Origin of the sequence: Saccharomonospora amisosensis (assembly GCF_011761185.1) — a bacterium.
In the GTDB taxonomy this organism is placed as follows: domain Bacteria; phylum Actinomycetota; class Actinomycetes; order Mycobacteriales; family Pseudonocardiaceae; genus Saccharomonospora_A; species Saccharomonospora_A amisosensis.
Window position 1 is genome coordinate 3,791,147 of record NZ_JAAOYM010000001.1, and the last position, 23,779, is coordinate 3,814,925.

Sequence of the window (23,779 nt, forward strand, 5' to 3'; positions counted from 1 at the left end):
ACCTACTCCCCCTCTCCCGCCACGAATCGTTGTCGTTGCCTGCCGAGACCCTCGATCTCCAGTTCCACCACGTCGTCCGGCCGCAGGTAGGGAAACCGGCCGGAGAGCGCGACACCCTGCGGTGTTCCGGTCATCACCAGATCACCTGGTTCGAGCGCCAGGTAGGTACTGATGTGCCACACCAGGTATTCCACGCCGAACACCATGTCGGCGGTGGTGGAGTCCTGCCTCGGCTCACCGTTGACCCAACTGCGCAATCGCAACTGGGTGTGGTCCACCTCGTCAGGGGTGACCAGCCACGGCCCGGTCGGCATGAAGCCGGGAGCGCACTTGCCCTTGCTCCACTGCCCGCCGGACTCCTCCAACTGGTGTCGCCGCTCGGAGACGTCGTTGCCGATCACGAACCCGGCCACGTGCTCCATGCTCTGCTCGGCGGACGCCAGCCGGTAGGCGCGCTTGCCGATGACCACGCCGAGCTCGACCTCCCAGTCGGTGCGCTCGCTGCCGTGCGGGATCGCGACCGGATCGTCGGGACCGACGACGGTGTTGGGCGTCTTGAGGAACAGGATCGGCGTGCTCGGCGGTCGCGAGCCCGACTCGGCGGCGTGCTCGGCGTAGTTCATGCCAACGCAGACCACCGCGCTTGGCCTGGCGACGGGTGCTCCAACTCGCGACCGCGCCTGCTGCGGCAGCACCGGCAATCGCCGCTGCGCCAGCGCTGTGCGGGCACGCTCGATCCCACCCGAGGCGAGGAACGCGCCATCCACGTCGGCGGTGAGCCCGCCCAGGTCGTAGACCTCTCCTTGATCGAGCACGGCGGGACGCTCCGCACCCTGCGGTCCGAACCGAGCGAGCTTCACAACAGACCCTCACCTTCATTGGTCGGGTGTCTTCCCGAAACGGACTCTAAATCATGAACGTCCACAGCGACAGGCATGAACCTTGACGGTCTATACATCGGATGTCTAGGGTTCGCCGCAGTGACAGAGACCATACGACGAAGGCGGTCGGTCCGTGGCGCGCATCATCGCACTGCAAACGCACGACATTCGGTTCCCGACGTCGAGGACGCTGGACGGATCGGATGCGATGAACCCCGACCCGGACTACTCCGCCAGCTACGTGCGGTTGCGTACCGACGCTGCCGACGGCCTCGAAGGCCACGGATTCGTCTTCACCATCGGCAGGGGCAACGACGTGCAGGTCGCCGCGCTGCGCGCGCTGGAGGGCCACCTCGTCGGCCGCGACGTCGCCGAAACCCTCGACGACCTCGGCGGCGTGTGGCGCGAACTGGTGCACGACTCCCAACTGCGCTGGCTCGGCCCAGAGAAGGGGATCATGCACATGGCGATCGGCGCAGCGGTGAACGCGCTGTGGGACCTTAGAGCCAAACGCGCCGGGGTTCCGTTGTGGCGGCTGCTGTCGTCGCTTTCGCCGGAGCAGATCGTCGACCTCGTCGACTTCCGCTACCTCACCGACGCACTCACCAGAGAGGAAGCGCTGACCCTGCTGCGGTCGGCTGAACCAAGCCGTGCCGAGCGCGAGTCACGGCTACTGTCCGAGGGCTACCCCGCGTACACCACCACACCGGGCTGGCTGGGCTACGACGACGACAAACTGGCCAAGCTGTGCCGCGAAGCCATCGCGCAGGGCTTCACCCACATCAAGCTCAAGGTGGGTGCGGACCTCGACGACGACCTGCGCAGGTTGCGCATCGCACGCGACATCTGCGGGCCCGACGTCAAGATCGCCGTGGACGCCAACCAGCGCTGGGACGTCGCGGAGGCGATCCGCTGGACGAAGGCACTGGAGCAGTTCGACGTCGCGTGGGTCGAGGAGCCGACGAGCCCCGACGACGTGCTCGCGCACGCGGCCATCGCCAAGGCGGTGGCGCCGGTGCCCGTAGCCACGGGAGAGCACGTCGCCAACCGGGTGGTGTTCAAGCAACTGCTGCAGGCAGGCGCGCTCAGCGTGCTGCAACTGGACGCCACCCGGGTGGCGGGCGTGAACGAGAACATCGCGATCCTGTTGCTGGCGGCGAAGTTCGGTGTTCCGGTGTGCCCACACGCGGGCGGGGTCGGCCTGTGTGAGGCGGTGCAGCATCTGGCGATGTTCGACTTCGTCGCCGTCTCCGGCAGCCTCGACGGCCGCGTCATCGAGTTCGTCGATCACCTGCACGAGCACTTCGTGACCCCCGTCGAGGTGCGCGACGGCCGCTATCTCGCTCCAACGGCACCGGGTGCGGGCACCGAGATGTACCCGACCTCCATCGCGGAGTACACCCATGCTTGACCTCGGGCGCTTCTCACTCGGCACGGCGGGCCTCGGCAATCTCTACGAGCCGATGTCCGACGAGCAGGCCTGGGCAGTCCTCGACGCCGCGTGGGAGTGCGGCGTGCGCTACTTCGACACCGCGCCGCACTACGGACTCGGGCTCGCCGAACGCAGGCTCGGCGCGTTCCTTGCCACCAAGCGGCGCTCGGAGTTCGTGGTCTCGACGAAGGTGGGGCGGCTGCTGGTGCCCGACCCGGCGGGCGCTGACAGGCTGGATCTCGCCAACCACTATGCGGTTGCGGCCGACGCCCGCAGGGTCTGGGACTTCACACCCGTCGGGGTGCGCCGCTGCCTCGAGGAGTCACTGCTTCGCCTGGGGATCGACTCCGTCGACGTGCTGTACCTGCACGACCCCGACGAGTACGAACTGGAATCCGCGCTGGAGCAGGGACTGCCCGCGCTGGCCGCGCTGCGTGAGGAAGGCGTGGTCTCGGCCATCGGCGTCGGCTCCAAATCCGCCGACGCGTTGGCGCGGGCAGTGCGCTACGACCTGCTCGACCTGGTGCTGGTCGCGGGCCGGTTCACGCTGCTGGAGCAGCCCGCGCTGGAGGAGTTGGTTCCCTGCTGCCACGAGCATGGTGTCGGAATCGTCAACGCGGGCGTGTTCAACTCCGGGCTGCTCGCCGCTACGTGGCCGTCGGCCGAGGACAGGTACGAATACGGCCCGGTGCCCGCCGACGTGCTCGCCAAGGCACGCGCCGTCGCCGAGGTCTGCGCCGAGCACGGCACCGACCTGCCCACCGCCGCGCTGAGGTACTCCCTGCGCGAGCCGTTGGTCCGTACTGTTCTCACCGGCGCGGCCGCGCCGGACCACGTGCGCGCCAACCAGCGACGGCTGGCCACGCCGGTTCCGGACGGGCTGTGGACCGCACTGCGAGACAAGGGGCTGACGCGACTATGACTGGCGATGTCGGCACCATTGTGGACACCCACCTGCACCTGTGGGACCTGGAAGTGAGCGACTACGCCTGGCTACCCCGCGGCAGCCCGCTGCATGCCAGCTTCACAGCCGCGCGGGCGAAAGCGGAACTGGACGGCGCCGGGATCGGCTCGGCGATCCTGGTGCAGGCCGAGGACTCCTCGCGTGACACCGAGTTCATGCTACGGCAGGCCGAGATTCAGCCGTGGATCATCGGCGTGGTCGGTTGGATCAAGCTCGACGAGCCGGATACCGCGCGACGCCAACTGGACAATCTGCTGCCACATCCGGCGTTTCGAGGGGTTCGTCACCTTGTGCACGACGATCCGCGTGCGGACTTCCTCGCCATACCGGAGGTCAGGCGGTCGCTTACGCTACTGGCCGATCACCAGGTGCCCTTCGATGTACCTGACGCGTGGCCGAGGCATCTGACCGCGACCACCGAACTCGCCACCGCTCTGCCTGCACTGCGGGTCGTGCTGGATCACCTCGGCAAGCCGCCACGCGGCGACCGCGACGGGTTCACGGCGTGGCGCAGGGCGATCGCCGAACTTGCCCGGCGCCCCAACACCGTTGCCAAGGTGTCGGGACTGCAACTGGCAGGCCAACCACTCACCGCGAGCGCGCTGCGGCCCGCATGGGAAACGGCGCTCGAACATTTCGGACCGCAGCGGCTGATGTACGGCGGGGACTGGCCGATGACCGTGCCACACGGCGGATACCAGCCGATGTGGCAGGTACTGTGCGAACTGATCGGCGAACTCGGCCACGCCGAGCGGGCTCGCCTGTTGCACGGAACAGCACACGCCGTCTACGGCGGCAGGGAGGTTCCGCGATGACCGAGCCCGCCACGAACCCGCTGCTCGATGTCGAAGGTGTGCACAAGAGCTTCCCCGGTGTGCGGGCCCTGCGGGACATGCGGCTGCAACTGCGGCACGGTGAGGTGCTCGCCCTGGTCGGCGAGAACGGCGCGGGCAAGTCCACACTGATGAAGCTGCTGTCCGGCATTCACACCGCCGACGCGGGCACGTTCCGGCTCGACGGTAAGCCGCTCGCCGTCAGCAGCCCCCGGCAGGCGCTGGAACGAGGGATCAGCATCATCCACCAGGAGTTCAACCTGGTGCCGCACCTGACGGTGGCGCAGAACATCTTCATCGGCCGCGAACCGCGCAGGTGGCGGATGTGGCTGGACGAGCGCGTGCTCAACCACGAAGCCTCGGCACTGCTGACCAGGCTGGAGATGAAACTGGACGCCAAAGCTGTGGTCGGTGGGCTGACCGTCGCCAACCAGCAGTTGGTGGAGATCGCCAAGGCATTGGCACACGACCCGAAGGTGCTCATCCTCGACGAGCCAACGGCCGCACTGAACGAAGCCGAGGTGGCCACGTTGCACGAGCTGATCCGCGCCTTCGTCCGTCCTGGCACCGGCGCCATCTACATCTCCCATCGCATGGAGGAGCTGAGACGGATCGCCGACAGGGTGACGGTCATCCGCGACGGCGAGTACATCGACACGCTCGACGCCCGGTCGGCCACCACCTCGCAGATCATCTCGCGAATGGTGGGAAGGTCCGTGGACACCGACATCGGACCGCGGGGCGTGCGGCCCGACCGCGACGTCGTGCTCGAGGTGCGCGGGCTGCGCACCAAGGAACTGCTCAAGGACGTGTCGTTCGAGTTGCGGCGCGGCGAGATCCTCGGTTTCGCCGGGCTGATGGGCGCGGGGCGCACCGAGGTGGCGAGGGCGCTGGTCGGCGCCGATCCCGTGACAGGCGGCACGGTCCTGTTGCACGGCAACCGCGTGCGCATATCGAATCCCGCCGAGGCCGCGCGGTTGGGCATCGGGTACCTGTCCGAGGACCGCAAACGGTACGGGCTGCTGCTCGACCATGATGTGGCCGCCAACATCATGCTCGGCTCGCTGCGCGAGACGTTCACCACCGCCGGGTTCGTGCGCGATCGGGCGGCGAGAACGACGGCCGCCGAGTACGTCCGAACCCTGCGGATCAAGACCCCGGCGCTGGAGCAGCAGACCAAACATCTTTCAGGTGGCAACCAGCAGAAGGTGGTCATCGCCAAGTGGCTGGCCAAGGACTGCGATGTGCTCATTTTCGACGAGCCGACCCGCGGCATCGACGTCGGGGCGAAGGAAGAGATCTACGGCGTGCTCAACGAGCTCGCATCGCAGGGCAAGTCGATCATCATGATCTCCTCCGAGCTGCCGGAGATCCTGCGCATGTCGCACCGCGTCGCCGTGCTCAGCGAGGGACGACTCACCCGAGTGCTCGACGCCGACGAGGCGACCCAGGAGAACATCATGCATTACGCGACATTGCGGCCGGACGAGAACCCCGCCGATGCCGCCGAACTCGGCCTGGGCGGCACGGGGCGGGTTAGGGAGGCGAAGCGGCCATGACAGCGGTCAAGACCACGAGTTCGGCGCAGCAGCGGCAGCCGCGGGGTGGGCTCGCCGCCGTGCTGAAAAGCAGGCTGCAACAGTTGCTCGCGTTCGGCAGCCTCGTCGTCATCTACGCGTTCTTCTCTCTGGCCAGCCCGTACTTCCTCAGCTACGGCAACTTCATGGCCATCCTGTTCTCGACCGTGGTGATCGGCACGCTCGCCATCGGCACCACGTTCGTGATCATCGCGGCCGGCATCGACCTTTCCATCGGCACCGGGATGGCGCTGTGTGCGGTGATGTCCGGAGTGTTCCTCGTCAAGCTTGGGTTGCCACTGGCGCTCGGCGTCCCCGCCGCGATCCTGTTCGGCGGGCTGATCGGGCTGGTCAACGGCCTGAACGTGGCGCTGCTGAAGATCCCGCCGTTCATCGCGACGCTGGCTATGATGCTGGTGGCCGAAGGGCTCGCGCTCGTGTTGTCCGACAGCACGCCCATCTACTTCAACGACGTGCCCGGATACGTGGAGCTGTCGACGGGCAACCTCGTCCCCGGGCTGAACTTCCCCAACGCGGTGTTGATCCTGCTTGCGGTCGCATTGCTGGCTGGCCTGTTGCTGACCAAGAGCGTGCTCGGCCGCTATACCTACGCGATCGGCAGCAACGAGGAAGCCACCGAGCTTTCCGGCATCGCCGTACGTCGCTGGAAGATCGTCATCTATGCCTTCGCGGGGCTGTTCACCGGGCTGGCCGGTGTGATGATCTCCGCTCGGCTCGGCTCGGCCCAACCCGCTACCGGGATGGGCTACGAGTTGCAGGCGATCGCGGCCGTGGTGATCGGAGGCACGTCGCTGTCCGGAGGCAAGGGCTCCATTGTGGGCACGCTGATCGGAGCACTCATCATCTCGGTGCTCAACAACGGGCTGCAGATCATGTCGATTCCCCAGGAATGGCAGAACGTGATCCTGGGTTGCGTGATCCTCGTGGCCGTCTACACGGACAGGATCAGGAAGAAGGCGGCATAAGGCGGCCGGATACGCCGTCGCGCGCCCCAACCAGAACAAAGGAGATCTGGTCATGAGGATGAAACGGCTCTTCGCGGCGATCGCGGTCGCCACGCTGACCCTGACGCTGGCGGCATGTGGTTCGGGTGGTGACTCGGCGGGTGGTGGAGAGCAGCCCTTCATCGCCATCGTCTCCAAGGGATTCCAGCACCAGTTCTGGCAGGCCGTGAAGAAGGGAGCGGAAGAGGAGGCCGCCAAGCAGGGCGCCAGGGTCACCTTCGTCGGCCCCGCCACCGAGCAAGAGGTGGAGGAGCAGGTGAACATGCTCACCAACGAACTTGCCAAGAGCCCCGACGCGGTCGGGTTCGCGGCACTCGACAGCCGCGCGGCCGCACCGTTGCTGCAACAGGCCAAGTCACAGGACATCCCCGTGATCGCATTCGACTCCGGAGTGGACAGTGACGTACCGGTGACCACCGTCGCCACCGACAACAAGGCGGCTGCCGCGGAGGCCGCGAAACACATGGCGCAGCGACTCGGTGGCAAGGGCAAGGTCGCGATGGTGGTGCACGATCAGACAAGCAAGTCGGGCACCGATCGCCGCGACGGGTTCAGGGAATGGATGCGGCAGAACGCTCCAGGCATCACCGTGCTCGACGCACAGTACGGTGGCGGCGACCAACTGGAGTCGGCGAACATCACCAAGTCGATCATCTCGGCGAACCCTGACCTGGCGGGCATCTACGCTTCCAACGAAGGCTCCGCCATCGGCGCGATCAAGGGCGTGCAGGAAAGCGGTAGGAAGAACATCACCGTGGTCGGCTTCGACTCCGGCAAGGCTCAGATCGACGCGATCGAGAACGGGGTGATGGCGGGCGCGGTGACCCAGGACCCGATCGACATGGGACGCAGGCTGGTCAGCTCGGCGATCAAGGCGATCAACGGCGAGCAACTGCCCAAGACCATCGACACCAACTACTACTGGTACGACAAGACCAACATTGACGACCCGAAGATCCAAGCGGTGCTGTACCGGTGATCCGCCAGGCGTGCCGCTCGGCACCGCGCTGCGGGCTCCCGGTCGGCGCCGAGCGGCCGCCAGGCTTCCACTGAACGAAAACAGCCTGGACCCAACCCGCCCGGATGTCGAACCGTGGGGCCGGTGAGAACCGAGTTGTTCACCGAGGAACATGAGCTGTTCCGCGACAGCGTGCGGAGTTTCGTCGAGCAGCGGATCGCACCGCACCTCGAGGAGTGGGAGTGGGCAGGGCGGATCGACCCCGACCTGTGGCGGTCCGCCGGTGAGCTGGGGTTGCTCGGTCTAGGGGTGCCCGAGAGCTACGGCGGAGGCGGGTCAGCCGACTACCGCTTCCGCTGCGTACTGATGGACGAGCTCGCGCGGGTGGGCGCGGCGGCGGTCAACGTGGCGCTGGGCGGCTTCGACGATCTCGTCGGTCCGTACCTGGTTGACCTCGGCACCGAGGAACAGAAGCTGCGCTGGCTGCCCGACCTGTGCGCGGGCCGCAGGCGAGCCGCGATCGCGATGACCGAGCCGGGTGCGGGCAGCGACCTGCGCGGTATCCGCACCACGGCCATCCGCGACGGCGAGCACTGGGTACTCAACGGCAGCAAGACCTTCATCACCAGCGGCGGCAGCGCCGACCTGGTCATCGTGGTCGCGCGCACCGACCCGCAAGCGGATGCACGCGGGTTCAGTTTGTTGGTCGTGGAAGCGGGCATGCCCGGATTCACCAGGGGCAGAGCGTTGGACAAGCTCGGTCAGCGGGCGGAGGACGTCTCCGAGCTGTTCTTCGACGACGTGCGCGTGCCCGCGACGAACCTGCTCGGCACCGAGGGCGGCGGCTTCGGCCACCTCATGGAGCGGCTGCCGAGGGAGCGGCTTTCCATCGCCTACTACGGACTCGCCGCCGCGGAGGCCGCGCTGGAGTGGACGTTGCGGCATGTCAGCCAGCGGACCGCGTTCGGGCAGCCCGTCGCGCAGTTTCAGCACACGAAGTTCAGCCTCGCCGAGATCGCCACCGAACTCGAGGTCACCCGAACCTACGTGGACCGCGCCGTGCTCGCCCTCAACGCGGGCACCCTCTCGGCGGTGGACGCGGCCAAGGTCAAGTGGTGGGCGACCGAACTACAGCAACGGGTGCTCGCCCGTTGCCTGCAGTTGCACGGCGGGTACGGCTACATGCGTGAGTACCCCATAGCGCGCGCGTTCGTCGACGCCCGCGTGCAGACCATCTACGGCGGCACCACCGAGATCATGAAGGAGATCATCGGCAGGGACCTGACTCGTCCCGGTGGAGGCTGACCGGTTGCGGGCATACCGCGCGAATGGGCAACTCGCGGTCAGGAGCGCAGGACTCGCGGTCATGATTGCACTCACGACACATTCGAGTGAACGAATTCAGCAGCAGCAGCCAGAACGACGAGCATTCACTATCATATCAATTTGAATGCCAGACTGAATTGAAAGTTTCAAATTCTCGAATGGAACCCGTAACGTGAATGCCGTGACAACTGCGCGCGATGTACTGAAATACGTATGGACACACCCCGCCAATCAAAGGAAGCGGCTACGCGGCGCAATGCGGGCAGCCGCATACCAAGTCCGTGCACGTTTAGGACATCGAACGATGGCCACCCTGGGCGACAACGCCCGAATGTGGGTTGACTTGCACTTCACAAGCGCGGCTAGCGTAGTTTACGCCAACCCGCCGGACTGGAACGAGATGCAGGCATGGAAGAAGTGGCTGCGTCCGGGTGACCTATTTGTCGACGTGGGTGCCAACGTCGGAGTCTATTCACTGTGGGCAGCACAACTGGGCGCGAAGGTCTATTCCCTGGAGCCAAGCCCCGAAGCATTCGACAAGCTCGAGGAGAACGTTGCGCTGAACGACTTCGCTGTCAAGCCAATGCAATACGCATTGGCTGACCGGCCAGGCAAGATGCTTATTTCCAAGGGCCAGGGAACGGTCAATCACTTGCTACGCGACCCGAACGCAGGTGGCGAAGAGGTGCTGGTCGATACACTTGACAACGTACTCGGCGATCAACGTGCGGCAGGCGTGAAGATAGACGTCGAAGGCGCGGAAAGACTCGTCCTGGAAGGGGCCCAAAACGCGCTCGCCGAACACCGCATCCGGCTGCTCCAACTGGAGTGGAACCGTCGCAGTGAGATCCATTACGGCGAGACACGGCAACCTGTGCAGCGGCTTCTCAGCAAATACGGCTACCAGTTCCTGCGCCCCGACAGGTACGGGGTCTTACACCCGACCGATCCTTCGGAAATGAGCACCGAGGACATCTTTGCTCTCGCACCTTGAGGTTCGCCCGCCGACAGGACGTCGCGGGCAGGAGCGGGGGACTCGCGGGCAGGAACGCAGGACTCGCGGGCAGGAACGCAGGACTCGCGGGCAGGAACGCAGGACTCGCGGGCAGGAACGCAGGACTCGCGGGCAGGAGCGGGGGACTCGCGGCGGGCGGGGGCGATTAGAGTCGCTAGTCGTGGTGGCTCTGCGATTCCGAGGTCGTGCGGTGAACCGCGACCGTGCGCTTGTCATGGCGATCGTCAACCGGACCCCGGACTCCTTCTACGACCGTGGCGCCACCTACGAGCTCGACCAGGCGCTGCGTGCGGTGGACTCCGTCGTGGCCGACGGGGCGGACATCGTCGACATCGGTGGTGTCAAGGCCGGGCCAGGCAGCGAGGTGGACATCGATGAGGAGATCCGGCGCGTGGTGCCGGTCGTGGCGGCCGTCCGATCCCGGCATCCCGACCTGGTGATCAGCGTGGACACTTGGCGCGCGGAGGTGGGCAGGCAGGCGTGCGAGGAGGGCGCCGACCTGATCAACGACACCTGGCAGGCAGCCGATCCCGGGCTCGCCGAGGTCGCCGCCGAGTACGGAGCCGGGTACGTCTGCTCCCACACCGGCGGGGCGCGGCCTCGCACCCTGCCACATCGCGTGCGCTACACCGACGTCGTCGCGGCCGTCGCCGAGGAGGTCACCGGCAAGGCCGAACGACTCGTGCGGCTCGGCGTGCCCCGCGAGGGAATCCTCGTGGACCCGACGCACGACTTCGGCAAGAACACCTGGCACGGCCTGGAACTGCTGCGCAGGCTCAGCGAGCTGACCGCCACTGGCTGGCCGGTGCTGCTCGCGCTGTCGAACAAGGACTTCGTAGGGGAGACACTCGGAGCTCGGCTCACCGACCGCGTCGACGGCACGCTCGCGGCCACGGCCGTCGCCGCGTGGCAGGGCGCCGCCGTCTTCCGCGCCCACGAGGTCCGGCGCACCAGGCAGGTCGTGGACATGGTCGCGAGCATCGCGGGTACCCAGCCGCCCGCGCTGTGCCTTCGCGGCCTTACCTGAGCGGGCAGGCACCACTCGACCTGCTCGCCGCCGCCGCGCCTGCGTACTCGCATATCTTTTCCCGGCCTGGGTACCTCAACGGCATGGCCGAATTCGAGCACCGCAGGACCATCCCCGCGCGAGCGCGGACCGTGTTCGATGTCGCGGCGGAGGAGCCGACCCTGAACGAATGGGCTCCGGACGGTGTTGAGGTAGAGCCGGAGGGGCCCGGCACGCTGCACGCGTGGGTTTCCAGCGGCAGCGAGGTGTACGACACGACCGGCTATGTCGAGGCCGACCCCGACCGGTTGCGGCTGGAGTGGGGTGGCACGGAACACGACTACGAGGGTTGGCTTCAGGTCGAACCCGACGCGAGCACGCCGGAACGCAGTGTCGCGACACTGCATCTGACCTTCGCAGGCGAGCAGCCCGAGACATTCGGCGGTGAAGCTAGCGAGCAAGCCGACCGCAGGGTTGCCGAGGCGCTGGACCGGCTCGCGGCACTCGCGGTCGAACGCGCGGGAGGCTGATCGCCATGAACCAGCCGAGGACCGACGGCTTACGTGTCGTCGTCACCGGAGCGACCGGCAACATCGGAACGAGCGTGGTCGACGCGCTCAGCGACGACTCACGTGTCGGGTCGATCGTCGGGATCGCACGCAGACAGCCGGAATGGACCCGGCCGAAGCTGCTCGTCGAGCCGTTGGATCTCACGACAGCGCCACGGGACCGCCTCGACGGCGTCCTCGACGGGGCTGACGTGGTCATCCACCTCGCCTGGCTGTTCCAGCCCACCCACGACCCGGCCGCCACCTGGCGCGCCAACGTCATCGGCGCCATGCGGGTGTTCGAAGCCGTCGCGCGCTGCGGGGTGCCCGCGCTGGTGTACTCCTCGTCGGTCGGCGCATACTCCCCCGGCCCCAAGGACCGGCCGGTGGACGAGCGCTGGCCGACACACGGTTGGCCCGGCGCCGCCTACACCAGGGAGAAGGCATACCTTGAGCGGGCGCTGGACGCCTTCGCCGCCTCCCACCGCGACATCAGGGTGGCTCGGCTTCGCCCGGCGTTCGTGTTCAAGCGAGAGTCGGCACAGCAACAGCGCAGGTTGTTCGCGGGCCCGTTCGTGCCGGGTTTTCTAGCCCGGCCGGAGCTGATTCCGTTCGTGCCCAACGTGCCAGGGCTTCGCATGCAGGCGGTGCATTCCGCTGACATCGGTGAGGCCTTTCGTCTCGCGGCACTCAATCCGGTGCGGGGAGCCTTCAACGTCGCGGCGGATCCGGTCGTCGACGCCGCGCTGCTGGCAAACCTACTGCACGCACGTACCGTTCCTGTGCCCGTGAGCGTCGTGCGGGCCGCGGTGGCCGCCGCGTGGCGGATGCACGCCGTTCCCGCCTCGCCGGACCTGTTCGACGCCGTGCTACGAATCCCGATCATGGACACCACGCGTGCGCGCACCGATCTTGGCTGGCACCCCCGGTACTCGGCGAAGGACGCGCTCGGCGACTTCCTCGCGGGACTGCGTGAACGTAGCGGGATGGACACCCCGCCACTGGCTCCGTCGGTGCGGGGCGGGCGACTCGGTGAGGTCGCGACCGGTGTCGGCAGCAGGCCCTGAGACGAAAGGCATCGGTATTCGGGACCTTTTCGCCCAGCCCCGGTCAGATCCGTCGCCCCGGTGGCTGTGGTGAGGTGAGGTCCGAACCACCTTGGCTCCAGCCCGCGTCCGTCCCCCGTAGAGTCACCACGCGGCTGATGTCGGTCGGGCTGACGATGCCGACGAGCCGGTCGTCCTCGAAAACCAGCGCCCTGCCGTCGGTGCAACCTTCCATGCGGCGCAGGAGGTCGATCAGCGGCTCCTCAGGTGTCGCCGTGGGGATCTGGTCGGGAGGGCACGCCGCCTGCCGCAAAGGTGTCGCGTCCCGCTGCTGGGCAGGCACTGAGCGCAGCCGGTTCAGAGTAACCAGCCCCTCCACCCCACCACGGGCATCCAGCAGCGGAAAGGCCGAGTGCTTGCGCGACAACGCCACCTCGTCAAGGAATCGCCGCACCGACATGTCGCCGTCGGTGGTGTCCGGGTCACGGGTCATCACGTCGGCGACGGCTACGTCCGCGAGCATCGCGCCCAGTCGGGCCTGCCGCTCCTCAGCGCTGGCCATGCTGGTGATGAAAAGCCCGATCAGGATCCACCACAGGCCGTCGCCGACGCCCGCGAACAGCAGCCGCCAGGTGCCGAGCAGGATCAGGGCGAAGCCGAAGACTCGGCCTGCCCTCGCGCTCCACACAGCGGCGCGCGTACGATCACCGCGCCATGCCCACAGCGCGGCCCGCAGGACGCGTCCTCCGTCCAGCGGCGCGGCGGGCACGAGGTTGAACGCGGCCAGCACCACGTTGATGAGTGCGAGATAGCCCGCCGTCGCCACGAGCAAGGTGGTGGCGTCGACAGCCACCAACAGCCAGGCGATGAGTCCGAACAGCGCGGCTGTCAGCAGGCTCGCCAGCGGTCCCGCCCCCGCGATACGCAATTCGGCGCCTGGCGTGCGAGCCTCGCTGCGTAGTTTCGCGACACCCCCGAGCAACCACAGCGTGATGTCCTCCACCTCGATCCCGTTGCGCCGCGCGACGACGGCGTGCGACAGCTCGTGTGCCAGCAGTGAGACCAGGAAAAGCACCGCCGCCACAACCGCGGCCAGCAGGTAGACCCACGTCGAGTAGCCGGGCACGAGAAGCGGCCACCGTGCGAAACCGAGGGCGAACACCAGCACCAGGAGGATGCCGAGCACGCTCCAGTGCACTCCGACCCGGACACCCGCGACCGTACCGAGCTTGATCGTCGGGTTCATAGGTTGCTCACCTCTGCTTTCGCGCGGTTAACCTTTCGCGCGGCGGGTTACCCGAAAGCAGGACACGCCAGACGTGTGGAGGCAGTAATGGTGACTGAAAGTGGTGACCTGCAACGCATGACGATGGCCGAGCTGGCGAGGGAAGCACACCGGGTAGGCATCGCGAACGTGCAGCACATGAGCACGCAGGAGCTGATCGAGGCGATCGAGCAGCAGCGCGAAACCAACGCACTGCAACCGCTGGAGCCACCCCCGCGGGAAAACTGGTCCGAGGACACCAGCATGCCGCGGGGCTGGGAGAACTTCCCCGGTTGAGTTGTCGTCGGCGTTACCGCCGCTACTGCTGTTGCTGCTTGGCCAGATCCACGCTCGCCGTCTGCGCGACCTGCAGCTCGCGGCCGAGTGCGGAGCTCATTCGGTGTGCCCGCGAAAGCGCCGAGGTCACCTCGAAGATCGATTCGGTCAGTTCGTCGTACCCGGCCGCTGCCGGGCTTTCCCCGCCGAGCGTGCCCGTCCACAGCCGTTCCTCGAGCCAGATCCCCAGCTCCGGCAGGCACCTGGTGATGCTCTCGACAACGAGCTTCAACGAGCCGAGCACCTCGTGCATCTCGCCTGCGCTTGCCAGGCTGTCGGCGTCCACAGTGCTCGATGTGCGCAGGTAGAGGGCCCGGGCGGCCTCCTCGGCTCGGGCGGCCAGTTCGGCGGGTGTGTCATCGACACCGCTGTTACCGGTTAGGTCCATCGTCGGCATGTCCCTTACATCAAGCGGACTCGCGCCGGGTGACTACCCAGTACCCACCGTGGCCAAACCGTTCAACTCCCCCGGTTCTCGCCGAGTTCGTCAGCAATCGGATGCCCGGGTACATCTTTCTCCCGCTGAGCGAGTCCGGGCTTGTCGTGCAGGCGGCGCCGTGCGGCCTCCTCGCTCGCGTCCGGACCAGCGTCGAAGGACACCGACTGCTTTACCTCGGTGAGGTTGGAGTACACCACGGGAGGGATCGCCCGCAACGCCTTCAGCGTCGCCCCGTCGGCCTCGGCGTGCTCGGCCTGCCGCAGCAGTTGCGACTTGTCGGCGGGAAAGTCCGCCTCGGACAGCGCGGTGCGCAGCCGTTCGACGGTGGTTGCCATCGTGCTCACCTCCGGTGATCGCCTACCCCGCACCACCTTGGGCGAAACGCCGGAACCAGGGTCCATGCGGGACGGTCTGAGACTGAGCCGACTGAGCCGACTGAGCCGCAGCCGAACCGGGGAACTCGCGGACGGGAGCGCAGGACTCGCGGACGGGAGCGCAGGACTCGCGGACGGGAGCGGGGGACTCGCGGACGGGAGCGGGCTTATTCGATGGCGTGCTCGTCGGGGTCGGAGTCCGCGAGCGCCGCGAGCGCGTCCAGCGCCGCCGCCAGCGTGGGTATCGGTGGCGAGGCCAGCGCGAGCCGTACCGCGCTGGGGGCATGCGCGGGTCCGACGGCGAACGCGCCTGCCGGGCTGACCGCGATGCCCCTACGCGCGGCCGCGGCGACGAAGGTCTCGGCGCGCCACCGCACTGGCAGTTCCCACCAGCAGTGGTAGGAGGCGGGATCGGCGTGCACGCTGAACCGCCCGAGTCGCTGGTGGACGATCGACTGCCTGCGTTCGGCATCGGCGCGCTTGTCTTCCTGAACGCGCGCCGCGGTCCCGTCCTCGATCCAGCGTGTGGCGGCGGCCAGCGCGAATCCGGGTGCCGCCCACGCTCCCGAACGCAGCGCCGATGCGAGCGCCTCCTTCAGCTGCGCGGGTGGCGCGACGAAGCCGGCGGTCAGACCCGGCGCGAGCCGCTTTGTGAGGCTGTCAACGACAACCGTGCGCTCCGGGGCATACGCGGCGAGTGGCCGCTCCTCGCGCAGGAACGCGTACACGGTGTCCTCGATCGCCGGCACGTCCAGTTCCCGCAGCGTCTGCGCGAACTCGGCACGTCGCCGGTGCGGCATGGTCACCCCCAGCGGGTTGTGCAGGGTGGGCTGCACGTAGACAGCGTGGGGCGAGGTCCGCCGCAGCGAGGCGGGAACCACCCCGTGCTCGTCCACCGCCAGCGGCACGAGCGTGACACCGAGCCTGGCCGCGATGCCCTTGACCAACGGGTACGTCAGCGCCTCCACCCCGAGCCTGCCGCCGGGTGGGACAAGGGCGACGATCGCGGCCGCGATCGCCTGCTTCCCGTTCCCCGCGAACAGCAGGTTGTCGGCGTCCGCGGTCCAGCCCGCACGCGAGAGCAGCGCCGAGGCAGCGGCCCGCGCGGTCGGGGTGCCTGCTGCCCCTACCGGCCGCAACGCGCCGGACAGCGTGTCCTCTCGGGTGAGTTCGTTCAGTCCCCGCGCGAGTTGGTCAGCACGCCCCGGTGGCATCGGAATGTTCAGCTCCAGATCCACCCGCCCTGCCGGATACTCAGCGGGTTCGACCAGCGCTGGTTCGGCGAGCGGCTCGCCTGCCCGTACATAGGTTCCGCGCCCGACTTCCCCTACCACCAGCCCGCGCCGCACCAGTTCCGCGTAGACCCGTCCCGCGGTGGAGACCGCGATGCCGTGTGCGCGCGCGAAGCGGCGCTGCGGCGGCAGCCGCTGGCCAGGTCTGAGCTTGCCCGTATTGATATCCGTGGCGACGGCGTCGGCGAGTGCGCGAAAGTCCACGCCCCCATTATTGCACCGAGATCAATGTTTTCATTGCACCGACCTGATGTGCTGGTTAGCGTCGTTGTCGTGACCACGATGACGGTGAATGGCAGCACGATCGGATACGAGGACGAAGGCAGCGGTCCACCACTCGTCCTGCTGCACGGACACCCGTTCGACCGCACCATGTGGCGGCCACAGGTGGAGCGGTTCAGTGCGGAAGGCTGGCGCGTGATCGCGCCGGACCTGCGCGGCTACGGCGAGAGCGGAGGCGTCGAAGCCACCACACCGTTCGAAGTCTTCGCACGTGACGTCGCCGAGCTGCTCGACGAGCTCGGCATCGACCGGTTCGTCCTGGGTGGACTGTCGATGGGTGGGCAGCTCGTCATGGAATGCCAACGGCTGTTCCCCGAACGCATCCGTGGCCTGCTGCTCGCGGCGACCTCGCCACACGCGGAAACCGCGCGCGGCAGGGCCGACCGTGAGGAGCAGGCACGCAGGCTGCTGCGCGAGGGAATGGCGGGCTACGCGGCCGAGGTGCTGCCGAAGATGCTGGCACCGCACAATATCGCGGCACTGCCTGCGACGGCGCGGCATGTGCTACGCATGATGCGCTCGGCCTCTCCGGAAGGGGCGGCGGCGGCGCTTCGGGGACGGGCGCTGCGGCCCGACTACGTGGCTGCACTCGGCCGCATCGAGGTGCCTGCGTTGATCGTGGTCGGCAGGCTGGACGAGTTCACGCCCGTGGCGGTGGCGCGCGAACTGCACGAACGCATCCCCAACTCCACGCTGGCGATCATCGAGGACGTCGCGCACCTACCCAACCTGGAACACGAGGTGCGGTTCAACGACATCCTGGCCAAGTTCCTGAGTGAACTCGCGTGACCGACCGCGTGTCACACCGGCCCGAGCGGGAACCGCTGTGTCTACAACAGACGAACTGGGGCCGGTGGGCATGTGATCCGGCGACTCGGTCCGACTCGTACCGATCGATGGACCTTCCTCGCCAGGTGCACGCGCTGCGTAACAGCCGCTGTCGCACACCGTGACCATGCCGGGACGGGGCACTTCACGACGTCGCGGCCGACGCAGTAGCGCCACCGCGCTGACGCGATCCCGGACAATTCCCCTATGTCGGTCATGATCTAGGGTATGAGCGGTTGGGCTGCTTCCGGTGGCGAAAGGGCACCCCGGTGGACTACGACGTGTCGGTGACACGGCTCTCCGACGGCGAAGACTGGGACGACCGAGTCCCGCCGAAGCCGAGGTCACGCCTGCGTGTCCTCGCCGTTATGGGGGCGGTCGTGGTCGGCTGCGGCGTCGCGGCGTTGTTCGTCAGCTCCATGCCGGACGACGAGGTGACCGCGCCCGATCCCGACGACGCAGCCATCGTCCTCTTCCCCGACGACCCCACCTCCGAGGTCTCGTGGCCCAGCTCGACCCCGACCAGGCGTGCCACCTACGAGTCCTCCGCGACGGCCACCGCCGCCGAGGCCTCCACCACCGAGCAGACCACAACCACGACGACGGGGTCCGAGGCGATCACCACGACCACCGAACCGGCGTCCAGTTCGGTCGAACCCACCGGATCAGCCACCGACGAACCGCAACCGCCGCCGCGGTCGTCATCGCCGAACACGACGACCTCGCCGATCACGACAACCACGACCGAACCCGAGGACGACTGTCCGTGGTGGTGGATCTTCTGCTGAGCGGCGACCGGGGCCGGCTCAGCGGCCGGTGGCCGACCTCACGGCGTAGCGCACAACGCATTCCTTGATCACGGCCGCCGCAATACCGGTAATGATCTTCTCATGTGGACTGTCGTCAGCGGCGACGAACTGGATCAACCCGTCTCGCCTGCCAAGGCTGACGCACTGGATCACGTACCTGAACCGTAGCTCGCGCGGCTGGTGGCCGTGAACCCGTGCGGCGATCACGTCGGCGGCGTAGCGCCCGAGCGGCAGAGCCGTCGCGCACGACAACCGCATCGGCCGCCCGCCCGGCCCATGAGCGGCGGCACTGTCACCGACGGCGTAGACGTCGCTGTGCATGCGAGACCGCAGACTGGAATCCACGGCGACCCGCCCGCCGTCGGCGACCGCGATTCCCGCCCACCCCGCCAGATCGGGCACGCCGAACCCGCTTGCCCACACGGTGAGCCCTGCCTCGACCTGAGTACCGCCCGCCAACTCCACGCCGCCGGGGTGCACGCCGACCACCTTCGCCTCCGGATGCACCTCAACGCCGAGTCGGTGAAGCGCGGCCCGCACGTGTCGGCTGCCTCGAACGGACAGTGTCGACCCCGGCGCGGTGGCCGACAGCAAACGCACCCGCAACTCGGGGTGGCTCTCGGCCAGTTCGGCGGCGGACTCTATCCCGGTAAGTCCGCCTCCAACGACTACGACCGTGCCGCGGTCGCGGGCGAGCGAGTCGACGCGGTCGCGCAACCGGCTCGCCTGCCCCAGGTCGGCCACGGTCACCGCGTGCTCGGCCGCTCCGTCCGGACCGGCCTCCGCGACACTGCCCAGCGCGTACACCAGCGTGTCGTACGGCAACGGCTCGGCGAGCGTGTCGACCTCCAGCAGGCGGCCGCGCAGGTCCAGAGTCTCGACCGTGCCGACGACAAGCTCGGCGCCCTCGGCACGCAGCAGGTCCCGCAATGCGTACTCGCGCGGACGGTAGCCCGCGGCCACCTGGTGCAGCCGGACCCGCTCGACGAACCGCGCGCGCGGGTTGACCACGGTCACCGACGCCTCGGGCAGCAACCGGGCGAGGCGGCGTGCCGGCCTGAGTCCGGAGTAACCGGCGCCGATGACCACGATGCGGTGAGCCATCTTCCCTCTCCTTCTCCACTGGTATGGACACCGGTTGAACCGGATGGGGCGCGCGAAGCTGACAACACCCGGCTGCGACCGTGCTCATAACAGCTGTGTGGACAGGAAAGTGAGCTTGTCGGGATTGGCGACGATCTTGATGCCGGTGATGCGGTCGGGACCAGGCTCAAGCACCACAGCCAACAGCACGCTGTCCCCCACCACCGCGACCAGACCCGGCTGGTGTTCAGTTCGGTGACGACAACCCGCAGTCCCGCTACCTCGCGGCTCGCGGCTCGTGGCTCGTGGCTCGTGGCTCGTGGCTCGTGGCTCGTGGCTCGTGGCTCGTGGCTCGTGGCCCACCGTGTCGCATTCACCATCCCGTCTCACGTGCCCCGGAAGGGTGTACCGGCGCCGCGCCACGGGTAGCCAAGCGACGTGCGAAATCGGACATTGACGGCGACACCCGCGGCACCGGGCACCGAGGAGGAGGTCTCCCCCGCCCTGCCGCTCCCGAGAGGGCCGCTCTCCGCGGCGATCGTCACCGCCCTCGCGGGGAACCCGGGTGCGCGGCACCGGCTGCCCACGGACGTCACCGGCAGCCATGCGTACGGCGATGACGTGCAGTTGGCCTTGCAGATCTGCTACGAGCTGCACTACCGCGGTTTCGCGGGCGTCGACCCGGACTGGGAGTGGCACCCGGCGCTGCTACGCACCCGCGCCGCGCTGGAGGGACGGCTGCTTTCCGCGCTGCGCGCCGATGTGTCGGAGGGTGACGAGGTCGAAGACGTAGAAGGCGTGCTCGACGACCTGCTCGTCGAGCCCGTCAACGGCGGCGGCGTCAGCCACTGGCTGCGCGACGAGGGCACCTGGTGGCAGCTTCGCGAGTACCTCGTGCACCGCTCGATCTACCACCTCAAGGAGGCTGACCCGCACGCGTGGGTCATCCCCCGGCTACGCGGGCAGGCCAAGGCCGCGCTGGTGGCGGTGGAGTTCGACGAGTTCGGCGGCGGCAGGTACGAGCGAATGCACTCAAGGTTGTACGCCGAGCTACTCGCATCTGCGGGACTGCACGCGGGCTACCTGCACTACCTCGAACACGTCCCGCCGCAAGCGTTCGCGCCGGTCAACCTGATGTCGCTGTTCGGCCTGCACCGTGGCCTGCGTGGCGCACTCGTCGGACACTTCGCCGCCGCCGAGATCACCACAGCGCCCAGTGCGATGCGCATCGTCCGCGCGCTGGAACGGCTCGGCGCGCCCTCGGGCTGCCTGCCGTTCTTCACCGAACACGTCGAGGCCGACGCCGTGCACGAGCAGGTCGTGCGCCGCGAGGTCATCGGCGACCTGCTCGAGCGCGAACCCTGGCTGGCCGCGGACGTGGTGTTCGGGGTGCGGGCGACCGAACTGCTGGAAAGCCACCTCGCCGAGCACCTGCTCTCCCACTGGCGCTCGGGTGAGTCGTCGCTTCGGCTTCCACTCCGGTAGCGGCAGGAGCCGCGGCGCTCAGCGCTTTCGCCGGTGGCTGGTGTCGCAGAACGGGTAGGCCTTGCTCCGGCGGCACGCGCAGATGGCCACCTGGAAGCGTTCCGAGACGACGGTGGCGGCGCCGTTGCCGCCTTTCCCGTCTTTCCCCCCGGCTTCGCGGCCGTGCTCGCCGCTGGGCTGGACACGGATCTCGACGGGTCCCTCCACCAGGATGGGCCCGCCCGGCACGACGGTGACTCGCCTCGGCTCACGCCGACGGCTTGGTTCGGTCCGCACGGATCACCACCAACTCCTCCTCGCGCTGTCCGGGCTCGATGAGCCCGGCCCGTTCCAGGTAGGCCGTCCTGCCGCGCAGTACCGACCCGAACGGCAAAACGCGGCGCGCCACCACCGACGTCTTCAATCCCGACCCGCGAAGCCGGTCCTCGGTTCGGTCCACACCGCACAGCCTCGACTGCACCAGCAGCAGGAACCCGTGTGGTGCCAGCAGTTCGGGCACGGCGACGCACAGCGGATCGAGTACTGCCCTGCCGTCGGGCCCGGCGTCCCAGCGCGGGCAGCGCCGCCCACCGCCTGGCCACGGCACGTACGGCGGGTTGGCCAGCACCAGGTCGAACCGCCCCAACGGCCGCTCGGCGACATCGACGGCGTCGCCCCTGCTGGTACGCACGGGTAGCCGCCGAAGCCTCGCGTTGGCCCATGCCGTCACCAGCGCGCGGCGCGACACGTCGAGTGCCACCACCTCGGCCGCCCCGGCGCGGGCCGCCCGCAACGCGAGCGCCCCCGTTCCGGTCCCGATGTCCAGCACCCGGCCACGTGCGGGTACGGGGGCGGCGAGCATCGCGTCACAGAGCAGGCCGGTGTCCTCCTGGGGCCGGTAGACCCCAGGCGCCCTCAGTAAGACCACGCGGCTACTCGTCCCCGTCGTCCCCCGGCCAGGAGCCGGTCGCCTTCTCGTAGCCCGCGGCTCCAGCGCGGTCAACGGCGGCGCGGACCGCCCCCGCGACGGCGCCCTGCACCGCGGCGGCGGCGACCACCTCCCAGATCGAGAACCTGCGATCCATGGGCCGGGGCGCCTCGTCCTCGCCGCTGACCAGTCGCCACACCTTGCGGAACACGGCACCGGCGAGCAGTGCGCCGCCCGTGCTCACCAGCAGGCTCAGCGGCCGGTAGAGCACCTTCATCGCTTCGTCCTCCAGATCAGCACCCCGCCGACGACGAGCGCGGCGAGCGCACCGACAACGGCAAGCGGTACGGCGTTCTCACGCAGCCTGCTCACCGCGACCGACGACCGCAGCCGCACCTGTTCCCTTGCGCGCTGCGGCACGTTCAGCTTGTGCGCCAACGCCTGCGCGGTGTCTCCGAGTTCCTCGCGGGTGAGCTCGATATCGGTGCGTGCCTGCTCAACCGTTCGCGGAAAGTCCTCTGGCGTGCTCATTGCCGGAACCGCTCCCTGACGGTGTCGATATCCTTGCGCACGCTGTCGACCGCCTCCCTGGGTACCGGCGGGCTGGCGCGCCGCACCTGGCCCTTGCCGATGAGGCCGATCAGTCCGGCCAGCAGCAGCAGTCCGCCACCGATCACGAGTGCGGCCGCCCATGCGGGCAGAACGAGGGCGAGTGCGAGCACGGCCGCGGCGAGCATCGTGCCCGCACCGAAGAACGCGATCACCCCAGCAGCGCCCGCGAGTCCGGCGCCAACGCCGAGGCGCTTGCCCTTGCTCTGCAACTCTGCCATGGCGAGCTTCATCTCGTCCCGGACGAGCCTGCTCGTCTGCTCGGAGAGATCAGTGACAAGTTGCGCCACCGAGCGCTCGTCGACCATGGCGTCGTGCCGTTGATAGACCATGGCTCTTCCTCCCCTTCGTCCCGGGCTGTGCGCGCGGGCGCTGGTGAACGGTTTGCCCCGGCTCGGAGGGGGACAAACATCCCGCGAGAGGTCACACGGCGTTGTGTTGTCCGGCTACCGCCGGGTATCCGAACAAGACCATGCACAAGCGTGAACTCGCCGACTGGCTCGGTCACAGAACCAGCGGGCACGTCGAACTCCGCGTCTGCGCGGAGCCACGGCTGCTGCCGCTGCTGAGGTCGGTGGCGCGGATGGTCGCCTCGGGTGAGGGACTCGATCCCGACGCGGTCACCGACGTCACCGTGGCCGTCGACGAGGCGTACACGAGCCTCATCCAGCACTCGGTGCCAGGGGCAGTGCTCACCTGTCGTTACGTCGTCGCCGGTGGGTACCTGTGTGTGGCCGTGTCGGCCACGACGAGCCACGGCTCGGTGCCCGACAGCCGCACCTTCGGCTGGCGGGTGCTGGACGGAGTCACCGACGCGGTGTCCGCCTGGCGGCTGGAGCCGGATACGCTGCGCGCGATCGATCGCGTGGTGCACATCGACTTCGCCAAGCAGTTTGCCCGCGGCCGCGGCGGGTAGGCGCAAAACGTACGACCCAACCGCAACCATCGGGAACGGCCCGTGCGGTGGGTAACACGTCGCATGAGGCGCTGGTGTCGACCATGAGCGATGTTCCGGTCAACGTCGGCCACGGGTGGCGTCCACGAGTCTCGTGGCTACAGCTCACGGCCCTGCTCATCGGGCTGTGGTATCTGGCGTTTGGCATCGCCGGATTCGTCAGTCACGGCACCACCATCGGGCCTGACGAAACGCGAACCGTGTGGGGTTTCGCCAACAGCGTGTTGCTGAACTTCTGGCATACGCTCATCGGCCTGCTCGGGGTGCTGGGCGCGTATCGGGAAGCGACCACTCGGGTGTTCGGCGTGCTGACGTTCCTCGGGTTCACCGGACTGACCGCCTACAGCATCCTCGCCACTGTCCTCACCGATCAGGCCGACCTGGCGAACGTGGCGGCCTCGAACGCGTGGTTGTACGGGTTCACCGCACTGGCCGGGCTGTTGCTCGCTTTCCTTCCGGTACGGCAGGAGGACCCGCGACGACATCGCTAGGCGTTTAACCACCG

Annotated in this window: 29 protein-coding genes; 18 read left to right on the plus strand and 11 right to left on the minus strand. The window is 68.1% G+C overall.

The annotated features are described in order from the left end of the window. Positions 1-2 precede the first annotated feature (2 nt). Entirely contained in the window at positions 3-860 is an 858-nt protein-coding gene (locus FHU38_RS18385) for a fumarylacetoacetate hydrolase family protein (RefSeq protein WP_167173094.1), read from the minus strand. A 154-nt stretch (positions 861-1,014) separates the two neighbouring features. On the opposite strand from FHU38_RS18385, the gene FHU38_RS18390 reads away from it, so the two are divergent. The 12 genes from FHU38_RS18390 to FHU38_RS18445 all read left to right on the plus strand — a co-directional run bounded on the left by FHU38_RS18390 (position 1,015) and on the right by FHU38_RS18445 (position 12,632). After that, positions 1,015-2,292 (plus strand): enolase C-terminal domain-like protein, encoded by a 1,278-nt coding sequence (locus FHU38_RS18390; protein WP_167173097.1) that lies wholly within the window; start codon positions 1,015-1,017, stop codon positions 2,290-2,292. Next, positions 2,285-3,235, plus strand: coding sequence for an aldo/keto reductase (locus FHU38_RS18395; protein ID WP_167173099.1), 951 nt, complete (start codon positions 2,285-2,287; stop codon positions 3,233-3,235). The genes FHU38_RS18390 and FHU38_RS18395 overlap by 8 nt, the downstream gene beginning before the upstream one ends. Continuing rightward, complete coding sequence (locus tag FHU38_RS18400; RefSeq protein WP_167173101.1) at positions 3,232-4,092, plus strand: amidohydrolase family protein; 861 nt, start codon at positions 3,232-3,234, stop codon at positions 4,090-4,092. The genes FHU38_RS18395 and FHU38_RS18400 overlap by 4 nt, the downstream gene beginning before the upstream one ends. Further along, positions 4,089-5,669, plus strand: coding sequence for a sugar ABC transporter ATP-binding protein (locus FHU38_RS18405; protein ID WP_167173103.1), 1,581 nt, complete (start codon positions 4,089-4,091; stop codon positions 5,667-5,669). Before FHU38_RS18400 ends, FHU38_RS18405 begins: the two co-directional genes overlap by 4 nt. Then, complete coding sequence (locus FHU38_RS18410) at positions 5,666-6,673, plus strand: ABC transporter permease (protein WP_167173105.1); 1,008 nt, start codon at positions 5,666-5,668, stop codon at positions 6,671-6,673. The genes FHU38_RS18405 and FHU38_RS18410 overlap by 4 nt, the downstream gene beginning before the upstream one ends. A 52-nt stretch (positions 6,674-6,725) precedes the next feature. Further along, positions 6,726-7,691, plus strand: coding sequence for an ABC transporter substrate-binding protein (locus tag FHU38_RS18415; RefSeq protein WP_167173107.1), 966 nt, complete (start codon positions 6,726-6,728; stop codon positions 7,689-7,691). 123 nt (positions 7,692-7,814) lie between these two features. After that, positions 7,815-8,975 carry an acyl-CoA dehydrogenase family protein gene (locus FHU38_RS18420; protein WP_167173109.1) on the plus strand — a complete coding sequence of 387 codons (1,161 nt, stop codon included), beginning with the start codon at positions 7,815-7,817 and terminating at the stop codon, positions 8,973-8,975. 325 nt (positions 8,976-9,300) lie between these two features. Beyond that, entirely contained in the window at positions 9,301-9,990 is a 690-nt protein-coding gene (locus FHU38_RS18425) for an FkbM family methyltransferase (protein WP_167173111.1), read from the plus strand. After that, positions 9,987-10,160: a hypothetical protein gene (locus FHU38_RS18430; RefSeq protein WP_167165483.1), complete on the plus strand. Its 174-nt coding sequence runs from the start codon at positions 9,987-9,989 to the stop codon at positions 10,158-10,160. The genes FHU38_RS18425 and FHU38_RS18430 overlap by 4 nt, the downstream gene beginning before the upstream one ends. Positions 10,161-10,225: 65 nt before the next feature. Further along, on the plus strand, positions 10,226-11,038 hold the full coding sequence (gene folP / locus FHU38_RS18435) for a dihydropteroate synthase (protein ID WP_208416682.1): 813 nt from the start codon (positions 10,226-10,228) through the stop codon (positions 11,036-11,038). Next, positions 11,017-11,547, plus strand: coding sequence for an SRPBCC family protein (locus FHU38_RS18440; RefSeq protein WP_390623305.1), 531 nt, complete (start codon positions 11,017-11,019; stop codon positions 11,545-11,547). Before folP ends, FHU38_RS18440 begins: the two co-directional genes overlap by 22 nt. Positions 11,548-11,552: 5 nt before the next feature. Further along, positions 11,553-12,632 (plus strand): NAD-dependent epimerase/dehydratase family protein, encoded by a 1,080-nt coding sequence (locus tag FHU38_RS18445; protein WP_167173115.1) that lies wholly within the window; start codon positions 11,553-11,555, stop codon positions 12,630-12,632. Positions 12,633-12,675: 43 nt separating this feature from the next. Here FHU38_RS18445 and FHU38_RS18450 read toward each other — a convergent pair whose 3' ends face one another. Further along, a complete protein-coding gene (locus tag FHU38_RS18450; protein WP_167173117.1) occupies positions 12,676-13,857 on the minus strand; it encodes a site-2 protease family protein in 1,182 nt (393 codons plus the stop codon). An 87-nt stretch (positions 13,858-13,944) separates the two neighbouring features. Here FHU38_RS18450 and FHU38_RS18455 point away from each other — a divergent pair, with 87 nt between their 5' ends. Beyond that, positions 13,945-14,172, plus strand: a complete 228-nt coding sequence (locus FHU38_RS18455; RefSeq protein ID WP_208415732.1) for a Rho termination factor N-terminal domain-containing protein — start codon at positions 13,945-13,947, stop codon at positions 14,170-14,172. 22 nt (positions 14,173-14,194) lie between these two features. Here the strand turns inward: FHU38_RS18455 and FHU38_RS18460 are convergent, their stop codons facing one another. From FHU38_RS18460 to FHU38_RS18470, 3 genes are all read right to left on the minus strand, one after another. Then, a complete protein-coding gene (locus tag FHU38_RS18460) occupies positions 14,195-14,599 on the minus strand; it encodes a hypothetical protein (RefSeq protein ID WP_167173119.1) in 405 nt (134 codons plus the stop codon). A 71-nt stretch (positions 14,600-14,670) separates the two neighbouring features. Beyond that, positions 14,671-14,985 carry a DUF2795 domain-containing protein gene (locus tag FHU38_RS18465; protein ID WP_167173121.1) on the minus strand — a complete coding sequence of 105 codons (315 nt, stop codon included), beginning with the start codon at positions 14,983-14,985 and terminating at the stop codon, positions 14,671-14,673. Between the two features lie 206 nt (positions 14,986-15,191). Then, a complete protein-coding gene (locus FHU38_RS18470; protein ID WP_167173124.1) occupies positions 15,192-16,520 on the minus strand; it encodes an aminotransferase-like domain-containing protein in 1,329 nt (442 codons plus the stop codon). Between the two features lie 69 nt (positions 16,521-16,589). Between FHU38_RS18470 and FHU38_RS18475 the strand changes: the two genes are divergently transcribed. Together FHU38_RS18475 and FHU38_RS18480 are read left to right on the plus strand one after the other, a co-directional pair. Next, positions 16,590-17,387 carry an alpha/beta fold hydrolase gene (locus tag FHU38_RS18475; RefSeq protein ID WP_390623306.1) on the plus strand — a complete coding sequence of 266 codons (798 nt, stop codon included), beginning with the start codon at positions 16,590-16,592 and terminating at the stop codon, positions 17,385-17,387. Between the two features lie 275 nt (positions 17,388-17,662). Then, on the plus strand, positions 17,663-18,214 hold the full coding sequence (locus FHU38_RS18480) for a hypothetical protein (protein ID WP_167165485.1): 552 nt from the start codon (positions 17,663-17,665) through the stop codon (positions 18,212-18,214). Between the two features lie 18 nt (positions 18,215-18,232). Here the strand turns inward: FHU38_RS18480 and FHU38_RS18485 are convergent, their stop codons facing one another. Further along, a complete protein-coding gene (locus FHU38_RS18485) occupies positions 18,233-19,339 on the minus strand; it encodes an NAD(P)/FAD-dependent oxidoreductase (protein ID WP_167173126.1) in 1,107 nt (368 codons plus the stop codon). A 417-nt stretch (positions 19,340-19,756) separates the two neighbouring features. Here FHU38_RS18485 and FHU38_RS18495 point away from each other — a divergent pair, with 417 nt between their 5' ends. After that, positions 19,757-20,803 carry an iron-containing redox enzyme family protein gene (locus FHU38_RS18495; protein WP_167173128.1) on the plus strand — a complete coding sequence of 349 codons (1,047 nt, stop codon included), beginning with the start codon at positions 19,757-19,759 and terminating at the stop codon, positions 20,801-20,803. Positions 20,804-20,821: 18 nt separating this feature from the next. Here FHU38_RS18495 and FHU38_RS18500 read toward each other — a convergent pair whose 3' ends face one another. From FHU38_RS18500 to FHU38_RS18520, 5 genes are read right to left on the minus strand one after another with little or no spacing between them, the layout of a single operon-like run. After that, entirely contained in the window at positions 20,822-21,079 is a 258-nt protein-coding gene (locus FHU38_RS18500; protein ID WP_167173130.1) for a CDGSH iron-sulfur domain-containing protein, read from the minus strand. Further along, a complete protein-coding gene (locus FHU38_RS18505) occupies positions 21,051-21,710 on the minus strand; it encodes a HemK2/MTQ2 family protein methyltransferase (RefSeq protein ID WP_167173132.1) in 660 nt (219 codons plus the stop codon). Before FHU38_RS18505 ends, FHU38_RS18500 begins: the two co-directional genes overlap by 29 nt. 4 nt (positions 21,711-21,714) lie before the next feature. Next, complete coding sequence (locus FHU38_RS18510; protein WP_167173134.1) at positions 21,715-21,987, minus strand: DUF4235 domain-containing protein; 273 nt, start codon at positions 21,985-21,987, stop codon at positions 21,715-21,717. Next, positions 21,984-22,241 carry a DUF3618 domain-containing protein gene (locus FHU38_RS18515; protein ID WP_167173136.1) on the minus strand — a complete coding sequence of 86 codons (258 nt, stop codon included), beginning with the start codon at positions 22,239-22,241 and terminating at the stop codon, positions 21,984-21,986. The genes FHU38_RS18510 and FHU38_RS18515 overlap by 4 nt, the downstream gene beginning before the upstream one ends. Continuing rightward, positions 22,238-22,651, minus strand: coding sequence for a phage holin family protein (locus FHU38_RS18520; RefSeq protein WP_167173139.1), 414 nt, complete (start codon positions 22,649-22,651; stop codon positions 22,238-22,240). Before FHU38_RS18520 ends, FHU38_RS18515 begins: the two co-directional genes overlap by 4 nt. Positions 22,652-22,791: 140 nt before the next feature. On the opposite strand from FHU38_RS18520, the gene FHU38_RS18525 reads away from it, so the two are divergent. After that, entirely contained in the window at positions 22,792-23,235 is a 444-nt protein-coding gene (locus tag FHU38_RS18525) for an ATP-binding protein (protein WP_167173141.1), read from the plus strand. 83 nt (positions 23,236-23,318) lie between these two features. Next, a complete protein-coding gene (locus tag FHU38_RS18530; RefSeq protein ID WP_167173143.1) occupies positions 23,319-23,765 on the plus strand; it encodes a DUF4383 domain-containing protein in 447 nt (148 codons plus the stop codon). Positions 23,766-23,779 lie beyond the last annotated feature (14 nt).